10 protein-coding genes are annotated in these 18,718 nt (G+C 45.7%); 7 read left to right on the plus strand and 3 right to left on the minus strand.

Annotated features, from left to right (window positions below; genetic code table 11):
* Positions 1-2 precede the first annotated feature (2 nt).
* From ACFOEE_RS17790 to ACFOEE_RS17800, 3 genes are read left to right on the plus strand one after another with little or no spacing between them, the layout of a single operon-like run.
* Entirely contained in the window at positions 3-3,356 is a 3,354-nt protein-coding gene (locus ACFOEE_RS17790; RefSeq protein WP_377127507.1) for a non-ribosomal peptide synthetase, read from the plus strand.
* Positions 3,357-3,371: 15 nt separating this feature from the next.
* Complete coding sequence (locus ACFOEE_RS17795; RefSeq protein ID WP_377127510.1) at positions 3,372-4,994, plus strand: NAD(P)/FAD-dependent oxidoreductase; 1,623 nt, start codon at positions 3,372-3,374, stop codon at positions 4,992-4,994.
* 34 nt (positions 4,995-5,028) lie between these two features.
* On the plus strand, positions 5,029-6,207 hold the full coding sequence (locus tag ACFOEE_RS17800; protein ID WP_377127512.1) for an iron-containing redox enzyme family protein: 1,179 nt from the start codon (positions 5,029-5,031) through the stop codon (positions 6,205-6,207).
* Between the two features lie 378 nt (positions 6,208-6,585).
* On the opposite strand, the gene ACFOEE_RS17805 is transcribed toward ACFOEE_RS17800, so the two are convergent.
* Positions 6,586-7,596, minus strand: coding sequence for a sigma-54-dependent transcriptional regulator (locus ACFOEE_RS17805; protein ID WP_377127515.1), 1,011 nt, complete (start codon positions 7,594-7,596; stop codon positions 6,586-6,588).
* A 761-nt stretch (positions 7,597-8,357) separates the two neighbouring features.
* A complete protein-coding gene (gorA, locus tag ACFOEE_RS17810; protein ID WP_377127518.1) occupies positions 8,358-9,719 on the minus strand; it encodes a glutathione-disulfide reductase in 1,362 nt (453 codons plus the stop codon).
* A 151-nt stretch (positions 9,720-9,870) separates the two neighbouring features.
* On the opposite strand from gorA, the gene prlC reads away from it, so the two are divergent.
* The 4 genes from prlC to ACFOEE_RS17830 all read left to right on the plus strand — a co-directional run bounded on the left by prlC (position 9,871) and on the right by ACFOEE_RS17830 (position 16,308).
* On the plus strand, positions 9,871-11,922 hold the full coding sequence (gene prlC / locus ACFOEE_RS17815) for an oligopeptidase A (RefSeq protein WP_377127521.1): 2,052 nt from the start codon (positions 9,871-9,873) through the stop codon (positions 11,920-11,922).
* Positions 11,923-12,041: 119 nt separating this feature from the next.
* Complete coding sequence (locus tag ACFOEE_RS17820; RefSeq protein WP_377127524.1) at positions 12,042-13,202, plus strand: response regulator; 1,161 nt, start codon at positions 12,042-12,044, stop codon at positions 13,200-13,202.
* A 149-nt stretch (positions 13,203-13,351) separates the two neighbouring features.
* A complete protein-coding gene (locus tag ACFOEE_RS17825; protein WP_377127527.1) occupies positions 13,352-14,107 on the plus strand; it encodes a class I SAM-dependent methyltransferase in 756 nt (251 codons plus the stop codon).
* Positions 14,108-14,385: 278 nt separating this feature from the next.
* Positions 14,386-16,308: a methyl-accepting chemotaxis protein gene (locus ACFOEE_RS17830; protein WP_377127530.1), complete on the plus strand. Its 1,923-nt coding sequence runs from the start codon at positions 14,386-14,388 to the stop codon at positions 16,306-16,308.
* A 146-nt stretch (positions 16,309-16,454) separates the two neighbouring features.
* Here ACFOEE_RS17830 and ACFOEE_RS17835 read toward each other — a convergent pair whose 3' ends face one another.
* Positions 16,455-18,560: a S8 family peptidase gene (locus ACFOEE_RS17835; RefSeq protein ID WP_377127533.1), complete on the minus strand. Its 2,106-nt coding sequence runs from the start codon at positions 18,558-18,560 to the stop codon at positions 16,455-16,457.
* Between the last annotated feature and the right edge of the window lie 158 nt (positions 18,561-18,718).

Below are 18,718 nucleotides of genomic sequence, written 5' to 3' on the forward strand. Positions count from 1 at the left end.
AGATGAGCGGGAATACGTCAAGTTCGCAGGCACAGTCAACAGCTTGGGCACAATATGCTTTGCATTGTGATACTCATGAGGCCAAGCAATTGCTGGCCACGGCGCTTTGTGTCGTAAGTAAGGTTAAAGGAGATAGCGAGCTGAGCTGTGCGTTTGAAAATCGGCGCTTTAGATTCGATGTCTCGGAGCTGGAAAGCGTGTCTGCAGCCGTGCAACAACTTGACGTAGTAAACCTTGCTGGGTGTCAGCTCCCCGCGACCATAACTTTGTTTGAAAGGGAGCTGGTAGCCGAAGCACAGCCTCGCGTTTTTATGGTGCTGCAAGTCACACCAGATAAAATACAGTTAGACATTGATACTCAGGTGATTTCCGAAGACCGAGTCGAAATCATGTTGCGCTTGATAGAAGTCGAATTGAGCAGTGACAGCGAACGCACTCACTATGCGCTAAATTTACAACAATCCCTTTTTAGTGCCACAACGGGATCACAACTTACGACTATTACACAGCAATTTATTGCGATTGTGGCGCAGTTTCCAAGCCGAGTCGCGATAGAGGATGATGAAGGGCGCGTTACTTATCAGCAGCTCTACACTGAGGTGCTCAGTGTTGCCCAGCATTTAGCTGAAAACACGACACTGGGTGGTCGTGTAGCTGTAATTCTCAAACGCAGTCGCCGTTCTGTCATCGCGTTATTGGCAATTAACTATATCGGTGCGGTATATGTGCCCATCGAAGTACAGCACCCAGAGCACTATATTCGTGAACAGCTCAGTTTAGTGGATGCGCAGGTGGTGTTGTACGATGATGAGCATGCATTTTACGGTACTTTGCCGCAAGCGTTGAATCTACGCAGACTCAGTTTACATCCCTCGAAGGTGATTTCACCTTCAACAAGGGGATTCGACCATGAGTTTGCGATTTTGTTTACGTCTGGTTCAACAGGCAAGTCGAAAGCCGTGGTACATGCTGAGCGTTCTTTTCTGGAGCGTTTTAATTGGCAATGGCGAGTTTCGCCGATAACCCATGAAGACGTCATTGGACAGCGGACAAATTTAGGCTTTGGGCCACATATTTGGGAATGTCTGGGTGCTATTTTAAAAGGCGCTAAACTCGTTATCTTGCAAGACGATGTGGTTGCGGAGCCAATTAAACTAGCCGCTCATATAGAAAAATTTGGCATTACTCGACTCGCGCTGGTGCCATCACTTGCCAAGCTGTTGCTGGATTCAGACGATATCAAAGCTCGATGTCGGACCATGCGAGTTTGTTCACTTGCTGGAGAAGGCTTTGATGCACAGCTTGTGAACGCGCTGCGTGCTGCATTTTCAGGTTGTGACGTCTTTAATGATTTTGGTTCGACCGAATGCAATTGTCTGTTTTTTCACTTACTGACGGAAGGTCGAGTGGCGCTTGGCAAGCCATCGGATGCGGCGCACGTGCAAATTATGAGTAGTAATGGTAAGCCTTGCTTACCATTCCAACCTGGTATGCTACATGTTGCAGGCTCGACACTTGCGCTCGGTTATCTCGACGCAGATGGGGCCCTGCAAGCGCTGCCTATGAGTGAGTTTGGCTACGCCACTGGTGATCGGGTGTTTTACGATGCAGAGGGCTTGCTCTATCCACTGGGTCGGCAAAATAACATTGTCAAAGTCCGAGGGATGCGTGTTGATCTGGTGAGTGTTGAGGCACAGTTGCGCTCATTGCTACCCTGTCATGAACTCAGTTTGGTCGCACGCACTAAATCAGACGGTGAAACCCAATTGGTCGCATTCTACGTCGATGAGCAATGGTCCCCCCTTGATTTGCTGCGCCAGTGTCGACCGCTGTTGCCGGCCCACTATTGTCCTGCTTACTTCAAACAAGTTACTCAATTACCTAAATTAGCGAATGGCAAGTTGGACAAAGTGACGTTGGTTAAACAGTTAACGTTGTCTGCGGAGCCGCACGTCAACGATGTGACTGAGGCGCTAATCCAAATTGTATCGCAGCTCACAGAGTTGCCTCTGAGCGTCGCAGAGCTGCATGGTTATACGCTAAGTGAACTTGGCATCGATTCACTCGCTTTGGTGAAGTTAGCGAGAATTGTTGAACAACGGTTTGGCAAAGTGTACTCGGTTGCTGAGTTAGCCAATCTCGAGCAACTGCTTGATTTGGTAAAGCTTATCAAAGGTGAGCCGATACAATTGAGCAAGTCTCAGTTGCATAGCGATTTAGATCTGCTATTAAGCGCTGCTGCAAGCGCAGAGACCACAATAGCAGCGGCTGGTAGTGCCATTCTGCTAACAGGTGCAAGTGGCTTTGTCGGCGCTTTCTTACTGGCAGAACTGCTACGTGAGCATAAAGTATATTGCCCCGTTCGGGCTGACAGTGATGACGAGGCGCGGGCGCGAGTCATCCGCAACTTAGCACAGTATGGCTTAGCAGAACGGGTCAACGGCAACTTATATGCGTTCCGTGCGGATATCAGCAAGCCGCAATTTGCTATTTCGTTATCAGCTTATACTCAGCTGATAACGCAAGTTAGCACGGTTTATCACCTCGCTGCAGATGTGAACCATATTCAAAGTTACCCAGCACTTAGGTCAGATCTGCTGCAAACTTGGAAAAACTTCATTCCATTTCTACGCAAACAATCCACCCAGTTTCATTTTTTCTCATCTATTGCGGTATGCCGTTTAAAACAGGGTAACTGGACAAAACAAGCGGTATTTCATCATGGAGAGGAGATAGTGTCTGGATATGGGCAGAGTAAATGGCTTGGGGAACAATTCCTCACTGCATGTCGCGCTAGTGCGTCAACCTTTATTTATCGTATCGGTGAGATAGGGGGGGAGCGTCATTCAGGCAAAGGACGCAGCAACGACTTTGTTCATAATTTATTAGCTGTTATGGCATCACTAGGCGTTTATCCGTCCTCCTTGCGTGGAAAAGCGCTGGTGGTGGATATGTTACCTGTTGATTGGTTGGTGCAATTTATCTTGTGCTGTGCGCAGAGTCGCGACAACCAAATACAGCTGTTTAATTTACAGGCGCCAGTTGCTCAACCATTGCACGAGGTGCTCGCCCTGCTTGGTTGTCAAGAAGAGCAAACGCTGTCGTGGCAACAATGGCTAGCAGCTATTCACCGCAAAGTACAACTACACACCACTCAGCTGTTGAATGTGTTGCCGTTTTATACCGAGCCGCATAGTCCGCAGTGGCTTGAGTATTTTACTCACCTAACAATGGAGTGTGACTTACAACACTCAGCAACCTCTGCTGCGCAAAGTTCAGCATGGATCTCGCATGCAAGCTGGTCTGCGTACGCTGCTAACTGGCGACAACAAGGGTTAAATTTTAACAATAATTAAAGGAGCATAGTTTACATGAACCAAGCAGTAAATTCAGCGACGAATACAGTGGTTATCCTAGGTGGGGGGTTAGCTGGGTCGACATTAGCACGACAAGTTAAGCTGATGTACCCAAGCTTAGAAATTAAAATTATCGAGTCCAATTCGTTTCCAGTGCCATTAGCCAAATTTAAAGTAGGTGAATCGACCGTGGATATCGCGGGTCACTACCTACGTAATGTACTAGGCTTAGAGGCGCATCTTGAGCAAGAGCAGCTGCCAAAATATGGACTACGGTTTTTCTTACCCGCTGGCGATAACAAGGATATCACGCAGCGCGTTGAGGTTGGCAATTGCAAACGACCAGCATCCAAGAGTTACCAGCTTGATCGGGGTAAGTTTGAAAACTTTATGCATGCGCTGTTATTAGAGCAAGGGGTCGATTTTATCGATTCGGCACGCGTCACCGATATCCAAATCGGCAATGCCTCTCATATTGTAACTTACAGCAAGCCAGACGGAAGCCAGCACGACATCAATGCCCATTGGGTATTGGATGCAAGCGGTGGCGCAAGACTATTGCAAAAAGCACTAAAATTGCCAGCTCGTCATACCAAGAGCCATTATTCAGCATGGTTTAGGGTAGTAGGCAAGGTTGAAGTCAACGCTTTGTCGAGCGACTCACAGTGGTTAAACCAAGTTCCTGAGGTTGCACGCCAACTCTGTACCAATCATCTGGTTGGTAAAGGCTATTGGGTGTGGATCATTCCGCTATCAGGCAATAATACCAGTATTGGTGTGGTGGTGGACCCAGAGTTGCACGATGTTGCGCAGCTAAACACTTTAGAGTCAACTCAGCAGTGGTTACAAGCGCATGAACCACAATTAGCACATTATCTACAAAAGCAAAGCTATGAGGTCATGGATTATAAGACGATGGGTAATTTCACCTATCGCTGTGACACCGTATTTAGTCCACAGCGTTGGGCATTAACAGGGATCAGTGGTTCTTTTACCGATCCTTTTTACTCACCAGGTACGGACTTTATCGCCATAGCCAATACGTTGATTTGTAAATTGATCGGCGAAGATCTCGCGGGTAATGATCTGACCGAACCGTGTAAAGCATCGGAGCAAATGTACTTTGCTGGATATGACTCGCTTATCTCCACGGTGGAAAACCAATATGGAATTTTCGCACACAACTTAGCCATGAGTTGTAAATTGTTGTGGGATGGCACGCTGGCATGGTCTGGTGCTGGAGTGATGTTCTGTAACGACAGATTCACTAATAGCAAAGTTGCTATGCAAGTGAGTGATGAGTTAATGCTCATGGGCAAACTGCATACCACCATGCAGCAGGTATTCCGGCGTTGGAGTAAGGAACTCCCTGATAGAGAATTGCGAAAAGACATCATAGTGGACCGCCGCGACAACTTTGGTCAGCGAGCGCAGCGCGCTTTGGTTACACCGCATTCGGACGAAGAGCTGGTGGCTCAGGTTAAGCAGAACTTTAATACACTCTGTAGCTTAGCAGCGGCGTTATTCAGACTAATCGAAAACAAATCAATTATAGATTCGGAGGTTGCGTTACTGGTGTCAGGTTACCAGCACGAGTCAGAAGTTGATACAGAGTTGAACGAACTACTTTTTGGTTAAAAATCTAATTTAAACAATAATTTCGGAGTATATCATGCAAGGAACCGTAACTAGCGTAGCAAAAACTCGGGTTGGAGAGCGCTTTGAAGAGTTAGTTTCAAAACACCCCATTTGGCAAAACCCGCTATTGGTAGCGTGTGCGCGAAATGAACTCAGTCTCAAGGATTATGGCTATTTCATAGCGCAACACTTTTACTATTCGCGTGGCTTCACACGCCTTCTTTCTGCATTGATGATGCAGTGTGAGGACGATAAATTTCGAGCTGAGCTATCTCATAACTTATGGGAAGAAGCTGGCGAAGAAAATATGGAAGAACGCCATTCCAACTTACTGCGCAAAATGATGAACGATGTGTTTGGCATTGCAGAACCTGACAGTACTGATTTTAAAACTTATACGGTTAGCTATTTTGATGAGTGTTTACGCTTTTTGAAAAACACCAACAGTATTGGTGCCGCAGCTTTCCTTGGCTGGGGCACGGAAGGTGTAGTGGCAAACATTTACGAGTATTGGTACGAAGGGTTGCTCAATTTGGGTGTTGCGCCAGAAGCGTTGCGTTATCTGAGCATTCACATGGAGTGTGATGATGATCACGCTGCGGTGATTGAGAATATCGCATTATCTCAATGTGGTGGTGACATTGCAGCGCATGCTGGTGAAATTGAGACGGCTATCTACAAAGCGTTAGATCTTAGAAACGAATACTTTAAAGCAATTTATCAAGATATCACTACTGCTAAGATTGAGCCTTTAGTGACAGCTATTTGTGGCAAACTACCTTATTTGAACACGGATGATGTCTCGGTATTTACCAGCTCGCTGGCGAAATCAAGCGGTGTGAAACTTTATAGCAATCAGCAACAAAATGAAGGGATCAGCTTCGAAGTAAGCCGCTTTAACATAGGTTGTGAAGTGATGGACCCAAGGTTGTTAGAAATTCCTGAGGGCTGTCGCAATGAATGTCATAAGCATGCACATGAATCACTGTTCTACGTGGTTTCAGGGCAAGGTCGAGTGCACATTGGTGACGAGCATATCGATGTGAAAGTGGGGCAACTGGTTTACGTACCGCGATGGATTGATCATTTCAGTGAAAATACTGGCTCTGGAACTTTGTCTATCTTAGCTATTACAGACTTTGGCCTGACCAAACACTTCCCAAATAATACTGATTTCAGTTATCGAAAAAAGCAACATACTCAGGTCGCGTAACCCTGAATTAGTTGTGTAACCTTCAAACCTAGATGCCTGCATGAACATGGAATTGTTATGCAGAGTCTAGGTTTTTTATGCTGTGCGTCTGCTGGAATTATTTCACACTCGGCTGCACACAGTGCTTTGATGGTTGTGTTAGGTAGTTGAGGGGCAATTTTTGGTAAACGCCGAGCCTGGCACTACTAGAGCCTAGTAGCATAAAGTGCAGACGTAGAAATTGTAAATACAGTTGAGTAAATGAACTCTTAATACGCTTTGCAATAGTAAAAGAGTTCACTGACAAATACACGGGATGATTTGTTTTTAGGTTAATTACGGCTAAGTTGGCTGGTAATCACACTAATTCAGTTTAAATCTAAATTCAGTTGATACTGCTTAAGCTAAGCCGTATTTCCTTCTCTTAACATAAAAGTTATTTCTGCTGAGCTGTAAGCCTTGATATACATCAGAAATGCTCGGGTTTAAGCCCATTGCTTCTTCAAGAATAAAGCATTCAACTTCTTCAATGGCCTCGGTAAAAGAAATATCTAAGCTTACTGCGCGTTCAAGTACAGAAATTACTTTCTTATAGCTCTCCTTTTCAGCTTTAGAAACAACAGAAGGCTTGTACATATTATTATATTGCGGGAAATAGGCGACATTGAGTTTACCATCACACATGGCCACCCAAGCATTTAAAACATTAAACAGTTGCCTGATATTGCCTTGCCAATAGCATTTCTTACACAAACTCAGTAGCTCAGTGTATTGTGCTGGACTTAATGTAATTCCCTTCTTGTTTAAAAAGGCATCAACAAACTTAGGAATGTCCTCTTTGCGTTCTCGTAGAGGTTTCATGGTCATTTCGATACCGAGTAAACGAAATCTAAGATCCAATAAAAACGAGCCGTTTTCCACTTCCGCGTCTAGGTCTCTCGTTGTGGCCGCAATCACTTGGAATTTGGAATATAAGGTTTTGGTATCGCCTAGGCGGCTATATGAGCCATCATTCAGAACTCGCAACAATTTCTGTTGCGTTTCTATGGAAAGCGTGTGGATCTCGTCAAGAAATAAAATACCACCATTTGCTTCTGCGATAAAACCTTCAGTGGTTTTATCTGCTCCGGAAAACGCCCCTTTTACATGACCAAATAACAGAGACAAAGATAATTCATTATTAAAATTTGCACAGTTTACGGACACAAATGGAACTTTTTCTCCTTGATAATATTCACGTTTGCGATGAATCAATTTGGCAAATTCTTCCTTGCCAGTTCCTGTTTCACCTTGCACTATACTGGCAAGCTCCTCATTTTTAGCTAGAATACAAGCTTTAAAATCTTCATCTCTACTTATAATGAGATCTTCGGCACCAATTCCGTTTAATATTTTTGTATGCTTCCCCATAGCCCGCTCTTTATGCTCCTCTAAACAACTCATTGTCAAAATTCATATTAATTGCATGAACTGTATAAAATAAAAATTGTGATAATCGCAATAATGAAGCTTCCATTAAGAGAGTTTGATGTATTTATGTTTAAATTGTGTTTCACTTATAATAAATAGTTAAACATATTATTAAACATTTTCATTTCATTTAACATGCATAATTCGACAAACTATGTTTGCGTAACACGCACAGATGAAGGCGCTTTAAGGTGGGTAATTTAGGAATGTGATTACCATTTATGATCTCCATGCCATTCGCGCGAAAGCGTTTAAGCATTGATGTGATTGAAGCTCCTTTCTGTTAAATCATCCCTATGAGGTGTTGTAATCATACGCGGCTACATTAGGCTAAAGGAGGGAAACCACAGTCAATGGCTGCTTAACTTTTACTTTTAGCTACGGCAAAAAATGTGAGGATTACCGACAGAGATCTTTAGCTTTTTTGACTGTCTTCAAATAGAAAAGGTAGCTGTTTGGCTCAATTAAAAATTGGCCACTTCTTGAAAAAAAGGTAGGCAGAGACCCGATGTTGTAATCAATGGGTATGCAGTGGTAATACCCTTCGTCAAAATTTAATTTTGTGTTTCTAAATACATTACTTGAGTTTATTAACTGAACCATTTATTTACCTAAAAAGTTGCACCATCTAAGCCGGTTCGACTTAGATGGTAAATGTTAACTTTCCAGATTTATAAACGTGTGACAGTATGTTTTCTACATTAACCCGTCATAGTAACAAACTCTTCCGACCCAGTGGGGTGGATGGCAACGACCGAATCAAAGTCGGCTTTGGTGGCGCCCATTTTCATGGCGACGGCGAAACCTTGGATCATTTCATCAACAGCAAAGCCGATGCCATGCAATCCGACGATTTTTTCTTCTGGGCCAACGCAGACTAACTTCATGCGCACAGGTTGGCGGTGTTGCGTTACTGCGGTGTACATGGCGGCAAAGGTTGAAGTATAGACTTTCACTGCGTCGTCGCCAAATTGCTCGCGGGCTTGTGGTTCAGTAAGGCCAATGGTGCCAATAGGCGGGTGGCTAAACACTACAGTGGGCACTAACTCGTAATCCATTTTGGCGTTTGGCATGGCTGGGTTAAATAACCGCTCTGCGAGCATGCGGCCGGCTTTTACCGCGACTGGGGTAAGCTCAATGCCACCTTCCATAATGTCGCCAAGCGCATAAATGCCAGCAACTGAGGTGTTTTGATACTCATCGACTTTGATATAACCGCGTTCAGTGACTACGACATCGGTAGCGCTCAGGTTGATTAAATCAGTGACTGGCTCGCGGCCAATCGCCCAAATCACTTGGTCAACATTGTGCGACTCGCCGTTGCTTAAATGCAGGGTTACTGAGCCATCGGCTTCTTTGCTGAGCTTTTCTGGTGTTGAATGAGGGTGAACCTTCGCACCTTCTTTAGCCATGATCTCGCTGAGGGTGTCGACAATGATAGGGTCAAAGTTACGTAGCGGCGCATGTTGGCGGACAAATAAATGGGTTTCGGTGCCAAGGCTGTGCAGTACACCTGCCAGCTCAACGGCAATATAACCTGCGCCGACTACCGCAACTCGGCGTGGTTGAGCTTCAAGGGCAAAAAAGCCGTTAGAATCAATACCAAATTCGGCACCGGGAATATCTGGAATAGAAGGACGGCCACCCACTGCAATACAAATATGGTCGGCGGTGTAGTGCTCACCATTTACTTCAATGGTTTTATTGTCCACAAAGCGCGCAAAGCCGTTTATCACGGTCACGCCATTTTTCGCTAAGTAACCATTGTAGCCTTGGTGAATACGGCCAATGTAGGCTTCGCGGCTTTCAACGAGTTTGGCCCAGTCAAAATGTTTTAGTTCTACATCAAAGCCATAATCTGGGGCATAAAGTTTAATTGCTTCAGCCACTTGTGCACCATGCCACATGACTTTTTTGGGCACGCAGCCAACGTTTACGCAAGTGCCGCCCATGTGTTTTGCTTCGATAAGTGCCACTTTGGCGCCGCGCATCGCTGCACGATTGGCTGAGGCAATACCGCCACTTCCGCCACCGATGGCGATATAATCAAAATGTTGAGCCATTATATTTCCTCAAACTGAACAGCAGATAGGCTTTAAATAAGCGAGTACATAGACCTGCTGGCAATGTAAAAAATCACAGTGTAACTTGTAATTGAGGCGTGGTGCCCCTATTTCAACTTTAATCTAACTGTTTATAAAGAAGCGAGACGCTATGAGCAACCCATTAATTGGCCTGTCCGGCTTGCCCCCTTTTTCGCAAATTAAGCCTGAGCACGTTGTTCCTGCGCTAGATGCCGCAATTGCCCATTGCCGTGCCACCATAGATAAAGTTTTACAACAAGACCACTTTACTTGGGATAACTTTGTATTACCACTGGAAGAGGCTGACGACCAAATGTCGCGGATGTGGTCGCCAGTTTCGCATTTAAATTCGGTGATGAATAACGATGAGTTACGTGCCGCCTATGAAGCCTGTTTACCAAAGCTTTCTGAATACTCAACGTTTGTTGGTCAGCACCAAGGTTTGTTCAATGCTTATCAAGCGATTAAAAATAGCCCTGAATTTGCTTCACTGACCTTAGCCCAGCAAACCAGTATTGATAATGCGCTGCGTGATTTTAAATTGTCAGGTATCGCGTTAGATGAACAAGCGCAAAAGCGCTACGGCGAAATTGTTACGCGTATGTCGGAACTGGCGACAAAGTTTAGCAATAACGTGCTCGATGCCACTCATGCTTGGCACAAACATATTACTGATGAAGCAGAGCTGGCTGGCTTGCCAGAATCTGCTTTGGCATTGGCAGCACATACTGCGCAAAGCCAAGAGTTAGAAGGCTGGGTGTTTACCTTAGACTTCCCGTCTTATTTGCCGATTATGATGTATGCCGATAATCGCCAACTGCGCGAAGAAACCTACCGTGCGTTTGTGACTCGCGCATCGGACCAAGGGCCTAATGCCGGTGAGTTTGATAACTCAGCGATTATGGATGAAGAACTGGCGCTTCGTCATGAGCTTGCGCAGCTGCTCGGCTTTGAGAGTTACGCGCACAAATCATTGGCGACCAAAATGGCCGAGTCGCCAGCGCAAGTATTTGCGTTTTTAAATGACTTGGCTGACCGCTCTAAACCACAAGCAGAGCAAGAAGTGGCAGAACTGCGTGAATTTGCTAAAGCGCAATATGGTGTGAGTGCGCTTGAAGCGTGGGATTACACTTATTTTGGCGAAAAACTTAAGCAAGCTAAGTATGCGATTTCGGACGAAGAATTACGCCCGTATTTCCCAGCAGACAGAGTATTAAAAGGCTTGTTTACCACAGTGGAGCGCCTGTTTGGTATTCAAGTAAAAGAACAGCAGGACTTCGATAGCTATCATCCTGATGTGCGCTTTTTCTCTATCTATGATGCACAAAACCAGCTGCGCGGGCAGTTCTATTTAGACTTGTATGCGCGTGCGAAAAAACGCGGTGGCGCGTGGATGGACGGCTGTATTGACCGACGTTTCCGTGCTGATGGCAGTTTACAACACCCAGTGGCGTATTTAGTGTGTAACTTTAATAAAGCCGTGGGTGGCAAACCAGCACTCTTCACCCATGATGAAGTCACCACTTTATTCCATGAGTTTGGTCATGGTATTCACCATATGTTGACGCAAGTGGACGCCGCACCCGTTGCGGGCATTAATGGCGTAGCATGGGATGCAGTAGAGCTGCCAAGCCAGTTTTTAGAAAACTGGTGTTATGACGAAGAAGCACTGCAGCTTATTTCTGGTCACTACGAAACGGGCGAGCCACTGCCAAAAGTGCTGTTAGATAAGCTCTTGGCAGCAAAAAATTATCAATCAGCGATGATGATGTGTCGCCAGCTTGAGTTTGCGCTGTTTGATTTCCACCTCCATGCCGATTACAACCCAGCTCAACCACAGTCTATTCAGGCGGTGTTAGATGCGGTGCGTGCGCGTACGACCGTTGTTACACCACCGGCGTTTAACCGCTTCCAGCATGGTTTTAGCCATATTTTTGCGGGGGGCTACAGCGCAGGTTATTACTCTTATAAGTGGGCTGAGGTGTTGTCGGCCGATGCCTTCTCGCGCTTTGAAGAAGAAGGGGTGTTTAACCCAGCAACAGGTCGCGACTTTATGCAGCATATTCTAGAAAAGGGCGGCTCTGAGTCACCTATGGTGTTGTTTGAGCGCTTCCGTGGCCGTGCGCCAACGGTGGATGCACTACTGCGTCACAGTGGTATCAGTGAAAAAAACGCCGCATGATTTAGGGTAACACCTTTATCTAGTTGCAGATAAAAGCACCGCTTGCGGTGCTTTTTCGTTAGCAAATTTCTTATCACTGACTATGCTTTGTAAAGTAATGAATAGATAGGGAAAGCTGTATGTCCAAACTGGTGCTGGCGATAGACGACGACCGCTTGGTACATCACATAATTGATGAATCACTCTCCGAATTCTGCAAACTTATCCATGCCAAAAATGGTGATGAGGGTATACGTCAGGCGCTAAAGTATCATCCTGATATTATCCTGCTGGATGTCGAAATGCCGGGGCTGACGGGGTATGAAGTCTGTGAGAAGCTAAAAAAATGCCAGCAGACTGCCGACATTCCAATTATGTTTTTGTCGTCACGGGTGAATTTAGAAGAGCGCATGCGTGGCTATAACGCAGGTGCCTCTGACTATATTATGAAGCCGTTTAATGCCGAGGAATTAAAAGCGCGGATCAAAGTGTTGTATAACTATATGCAGCTCTCCAAGCGCCTGAGTCAGGACATTAAACGCGCGCAGCTGACTGCAGAAATTGCCATGACAGATTCAGGCGACATGGGGCGCATTATGCGTTTTGTCGGCCAGTCTTATCATGCTCATGATCTGCGTACTTTAGTCAGTTATTTTTTTGAGTTTTTTCAGCCGTTTGGGTTGGAGGTCGCAGTCGCGTTTTGGTATCACAACAGTAATGTGTTTTTTGCCGCAGAGGGCGCGGTGCAGCCTATTGAGCAAGAGCTGATGGAAACCCATAAAGACGGTAATCGATTTGTTGATTTTGGCCGTCGTACCATTATCAACTATCCAAAAGTCTCTTTGCTTATCAAAAATATGCCAATTGATGATGAGACGTTGTATGGCCGCTATAAAGACTTGTTTCCGCATATTTTGGAGGCCACCAACGCCAAAATTAAAGATATGGAAGTGAGTGAAGAAGCACTTAATAAAGTTGAGCAAATTGGCATTGTCTTTGAGGAATTGTCGGAACAATTGATGGGCATAAGTGAGCACCAAGGGCAAAAGCTCCTCGCATTAGAAGCCGAGCTTGCCGTGCTAAAAGGCGAAATTGGTATAGCGCTTTCTGAGCAGCGCGTAGCTGAGTTAGAAAAGCTGTATCAGCATTTTGCGTTTTTAAACGACGAACTGTCGATTATCAAATTTAAACTGACTGAAATTACTGATGCACGCCATGAACTGATTGAAAGTCTCAATAAAGTAGCAAAACCTTGGGGTGAAGAAGACGTTCCCGCACAAACTGATATCGAATTGTTTTAAACCGCTGTGCAGTTAGTGGCAAAGCATAGTGATGCCACAACTGCGCACGGCGACTTTTAGCCAACAATTTTGTCAATTCTTTACCATGTGGCTTTGGCGATGCGCTCGCTAACGTTATACTGAGCGCAGTTTGCCAGTTGGAGCGCGCTTTGGTTATTCACACCCCATTTGCAGAAAATCGTCCTTATCTCGATTCCTTAGAACAACAATTTAAGCTTGCTGAGTGGTTTAGCCGCCATCAGGGGTTTCGTTTGGTGTACGACGAGTTGGGTTTACAGCTGTTTAAGCAGGATGAGCCTAAGCTTGGCGCAGTGCGGGTAGATTTTGTTACCGGAGCCAGTGCGCATCGCCGTAAATATGGTGGTGGGAAAGGTGAAGCCATAGCCAAAGCTGTAGGTATGAACAAAGGGGCGGTGCCAAAAGTGCTCGATGCCACCGCTGGGCTTGGACGCGATGCCTTTGTTTTGGCAGCACTTGGCTGTGAAGTACTGTTACATGAGCGCCATCCTGTAGTGGCGGCGCTGCTTTTTGATGGCTTGCAGCGTGCGTATCTTGATGTAGAAATCGGACCATGGATGCAGCAACACATGCAAATGGTGTTTGGTTCAAGCCATGATTTACTGAGCCAAAGTGAATTTACCCCAGATGTAGTGTATTTAGATCCGATGTTTCCGCATCGTGAAAAAAGCGCCTTAGTTAAAAAAGAAATGCGTGTATTTCAAAGTTTAGTGGGCGGGGATGATGATGCCGATGCGTTATTGCCGTTTGCACTGACACTCGCCAGTAAAAGAGTGGTGGTAAAGCGCCCAGATTACGCTCCATTTTTAGCGCTACAAAAACCCAGTATGCAAATTGAAACCAAGAAAAACCGCTTTGACGTCTATGTCAAAGCTGCCATGCTGTAACTGTTTTACTTGTTATTGTGAGCTTTTGAGCAATGTTCCTCTAGATGAAACATTTTCACTTAGCGGGTTTAGGCACCATTACCTGAGTCTGGTAGTAACTGTAACCTATTGCTATTTCAGCACTTTGTTAAAATTATCTAGCCGCAAATGGGGTGCGTTTTACGTCCAGAACATGCTTCAGCTTGGGTTCTGGTTAGAAGAAAGCAGCGGAATTACATCAAATTGTCATAAAAGCTTAATACTCTAGCGCCAGCTATGGAATATTGGGGTTGTGACGTATGCGTGTATCATCATTTACTCGGTTATTGGCAATATTACTCGCGATAGCGAGTATGGTGCTGGCAGCCACTTTGTTTTGGGGCAGTCAGGTACTGTCCACTCTCGATAAGCAAGACTCTGCTTATTCTTTGCTCAAAAACCAAATCTTGGTGGACTTAGCCGGTACGATAGAAGACTACCTCAGTGCTGGTGATAGCCAATACTTGAGTAAAGCGTCTGAGATCATCAAGCGTATCCAGTCAGATTCACTCGGCAAACTGCCAACGCACCTTGCCACTTTACTTAATCAGCAGCTCAGCAGCTTAGATGGCGATATTCAGGGTAAATATCGCGCCCTTGGTAAGCTTTCAGGTAATGAAATGGCGCTGTTAGATAACGCTTTACGGCAGATGTCGGGCTCTGCTTCCTCAATGGTGAATTACGCTTTGGAAGCGAAAAATCATCCATTGGCAGCGGATTACTTAAAAGCCAGTAAAGATTATTCAGCAGAAATTAGCAATCTTGCCATTTATACCTATAACCAAGTGATCCACGCTGATGAAAATACCAAGCACAGCTTACAGCGTAGTCTGGCCAATTTAATGACTTTAGCCACCGACATTGAACGGCTTGATAATCTTGGCGTGATGAAGCCACTAGATGAAGACGAAGCCTTTTTTGGTGGTGAGGCAGAAGACAAAGCGCTTGAGATTAAAGCGGAATTGATCAGCTGGCCAAAACGTTATGAGCGTGACTTAGCCAATACCTTAACCCAAACCGAGCAGCGCCGAGTAGGGATCAACTCCTTGCGTGCGGATATCAAGCAGCTTTCTAATACTTTATTAAGTGCCGAGCAGGCGCTACGTGACGAACAAGATATGCTGAAATTTAACGTATTTTTATTTTTCAGCGCGGCAATTGGCTTATTGGCGGTGTTAGCGGTTGGGGTGTATTGGGTGCAGTTGTCGCAAGTGCTTAACCCACTGCGCCAACTACGCAGTGGCTTTGCGTATTTACTTGAAAGTAATGAGCTTAAACGCATTGATAATCTCAATAGCAAAACTGAGGTGGGAGAAATTGCAAATTACTTCAACCGTTTGTTAGAGCGTCAGCAAGAAGAAAGTGAAGCGCGTGAACAGATGTTGGCTGTGGTCAACGAGTTTATGCAAGAAATGAGCGGCAACTTAACTAATATCAGTAAGCAAGCAGAGCATACTGCGATTCAGGTAGAGCAAACGCAGGGCATGCTAGAAGACATTAAAGATCTCGGTGGTCAGGTCAATGCCATCAACGGTCAAGTGGCCGAAAATGCTAAGTCCACCGTAGCGGCAATGGAGCACAGTGTGGGCTTTGCTGATGATATGCTTAAAGCCAGCTCGACGACTGAGCGCCGTGTTGAAGATGGCCAGCGGAGTTTGAATGAGCTACTTAACGGCGTTGCCGATGTTGGTAAAGTGATTGAAATGATCCGCACAATTGCGGAGCAAACCAACTTGCTGGCGCTCAATGCTGCCATTGAGTCGGCGCGCGCCGGTGAGCATGGCCGAGGATTTGCGGTAGTGGCAGATGAAGTGCGTAAACTTGCCCAGCAAACACAAAACTCGTTGTCGGATATTAATCAGCAACTGCAAATTTTAAGTGATAACTCTACTCGGGTGTCGAATGAAATCACTGCACTTGCTGCCGATGCCGAGCTGCAAACCCAGCATGCTAAAGAACTACGTACTAACTCCCAAGGGGTTGCAAAAAGTGCTGAGCATGCCAATCAAGTGGCGGGTGAGGCAACCAACTTGGCACAGCAACAAAGCGAGTTACTAGGACGTTTTAGTGAGTCGATGTTTAACATGAAGAGTCAGGTTGAAAGCTCTAACGCGCAGATCAGTAATATTCAAACGCGTTTACGTGAGCAAATTAACACCATTCGACAAAACTTAGGTTTGTAAGCTGAGGGTGTGTTGAGCTTTGCAGTTTTTTTGCAGCAGTAAGTTAGGGATTTAGGCAAAAAATAACCCCAGTTGGGGTTATTTATTCTGCAGCGAATTAAAAAGGATAAAGTCAGTAACTGACTTTATCCTTACTGGGTCAAAGCTTATGGGTTGTACTGCGCGTTCAACGTTAAGCCAGAGAAGGTCGCATAAGCGTACAAGCTAATGTAGTACTTACCTGCTGCTGGATTTGAGAACGTACAAGTTTCGCTATTGCCGTTTTTGTATGGACGGCAATCGTAGCTGCTAGTAGTTGGTTGTGAGCCAAGTTTCACATACATATCTGAATCACCGCTACCACCAGAGGTGCTTACAGTGAGTGACGACATGCCTGCTGGTACATCCAAAGTGTAGTGGATCCAATTGCCAGCCGACGCACTTAGGTTAGTTTCAGTCGCGCCGCCGCCTGTTGGTGGTGTGGTTGTGCCGCCTTCAGTCGTCGCCACTAAACTAATGCCTGCATACGCGCTGTAACCACTTAGCATTACGTGGTAAGTACCCGCAGCTGGTGAGTCAAACGTACAGCTTTCGTTGTTGCCGTTTTTGTACGGGCGACAATCATAAGTTGACGTGGTTGGTTGGCTGCCTGCACGGACGTACATGTCAGCATCACCACTGCCGCCACTCATAGTGATAGTCACTTTAGAGGCACCGGCTGCAACATCGTAAGTGTAATAGGTTTTGCTGCTTGCTGAACCAGAAAGGTTCGTTAACGGCACACCGTTTTGTAGCTCATTACCCACTGGATCTGGACCGCCAGTGTTCGCTGCCGCAACCGCCGCTGCTGCATCAACAATACCTGTACCACAGTTGCTACAAGTTGCTGGGAATGAACGAGTAGTCGATTTGAGAATTGACTCCACTTCATCTGGCGTTGCGCTTGGTTTAACTTGTTTGATAAGTGCTGCTACACCGGCCACATGCGGGGCCGCCATTGAAGTACCTTGCATATAGTGGTAGCTGTCGCTTGATGGGCTGCCAGTACCAGAGTTATGCGTTGATAAAATACCTTGTGGGTCATTGTAGAAGCTTTGCGCGCCACCCGGTGCTGCAACGTCAATGGATGTACCATAGTTTGAATAGTACGCACGGCCACCGTTACGACCAACCGATGCCACGTTGATCACGCCATTACAGTTACCTGGGTTGTAGTTATTGGCATTGTCGTTGTCGTTACCCGCTGCAATAACCACTACCGTGCCGTTTGCACGCGCTTGGTTAATCGCACTTTGCGTTGTTGCACCACATGCGCCGCTGCCACCTAAACTCATGTTGATAACATCAGCAGGGTTAGAGTTGGCAGGAATACCAGACACACTACCACCAGATGCCCAAATGATACCGTCAGCGATGTCAGACGTTAAACCACCACATTTACCAAGTACGCGTACCGGAACCACTTTTGCGTTGTAAGCAACACCAGCCACACCTTGGTTATTGTTGGTTACTGCCGCAATTGTGCCTGCAACGTGAGTACCATGCCAGCTTGAGTCTTGTGCATCATGTACGTCACCACACTCGTTTTTCGCAATTGCATCACCTGGGTCTTTCGCGTCGCTATCACGGCCACCACCATCGTTCGCCACGAAGGTGTCTGAGATCATGTCATAACCCGGTAAAATGTTAGCTGCCAGATCAGTATGTGGACGGTAACCCGTATCCAGTACGGCAACCACAACGCCTGCACCAGTAGCGGTATTCCAAGCGGTTGGTAGGTTTAAGCCACCTGTTTGCTCATAGTAATGCCATTGGTCGGTGTAGCGCGGGTCGTTTGGCGTAGCAAATGCCTTGAGCATTTGGTCGATTTCAATGTATTCAACCTGACCAGACTCCATCATGTCATCCATAAAGGCCTGCGCTTCAGCGGGAGACAATTTTTTACCTGCCTGAACGACGTGATGGCCTTGCAGTGCCATGGCGCGTACATATTTAGCGGCTGCTTTACTTTGTTTGCCCGCAAATGAGTCAACAAATTGCTTAGCTTTAACTTTGGCGTGTTCTTCAGCTTGGCCTTGGCTCATCGCGGTTGCAAAGTCGTTGCTGGCAGTTTTGTACTTAATAATAAACTGCGTGCCCAGCGTTGGCTGCGCGGCAATTTTTGCTGCAGTTTCAGCTTGTGCTGTCGCCGCTGCCAAAGTAGCTGGTGTATGCATCATTGCGGCAACTGCAATGCTTAAAGCACCGAGCTTAAACTGTTTAATTGTTGTCATAATTTTTCCCTAGATAGATTTTATGTACTTCTTTTGAGTGCAGACTCTAAAAGAAGGTTAACAAGGTAAAATTGATGTTAAATTAAACAAAATAAAGTTTTGTTATTTCTCATATCCGAATTGATATAAGTGGATGTCTATATGTCTCTAATATGACA

The sequence above is a fragment of the Pseudoalteromonas fenneropenaei genome (assembly GCF_042643375.1).
GTDB classification, from domain to species: Bacteria; Pseudomonadota; Gammaproteobacteria; order Enterobacterales; family Alteromonadaceae; genus Pseudoalteromonas; species Pseudoalteromonas fenneropenaei.

Excerpts from the sequence above, each read along its gene's own strand:
- ACFOEE_RS17820 (WP_377127524.1), top strand. The coding sequence starts at position 12,042 with ATGTCCAAACTGGTGCTGGCGATAGACGACGACCGCTTGGTACATCAC.
- ACFOEE_RS17795 (WP_377127510.1), top strand. The coding sequence starts at position 3,372 with ATGAACCAAGCAGTAAATTCAGCGACGAATACAGTGGTTATCCTAGGT.
- ACFOEE_RS17800 (WP_377127512.1), top strand. The coding sequence starts at position 5,029 with ATGCAAGGAACCGTAACTAGCGTAGCAAAAACTCGGGTTGGAGAGCGC.
- ACFOEE_RS17830 (WP_377127530.1), top strand. The coding sequence starts at position 14,386 with ATGCGTGTATCATCATTTACTCGGTTATTGGCAATATTACTCGCGATA.
- ACFOEE_RS17835 (WP_377127533.1), bottom strand. The coding sequence starts at position 18,560 with ATGACAACAATTAAACAGTTTAAGCTCGGTGCTTTAAGCATTGCAGTT.
- prlC (WP_377127521.1), top strand. The coding sequence starts at position 9,871 with ATGAGCAACCCATTAATTGGCCTGTCCGGCTTGCCCCCTTTTTCGCAA.
- gorA (WP_377127518.1), bottom strand. The coding sequence starts at position 9,719 with ATGGCTCAACATTTTGATTATATCGCCATCGGTGGCGGAAGTGGCGGT.
- ACFOEE_RS17790 (WP_377127507.1), top strand. The coding sequence starts at position 3 with ATGAGCGGGAATACGTCAAGTTCGCAGGCACAGTCAACAGCTTGGGCA.
- ACFOEE_RS17805 (WP_377127515.1), bottom strand. The coding sequence starts at position 7,596 with ATGGGGAAGCATACAAAAATATTAAACGGAATTGGTGCCGAAGATCTC.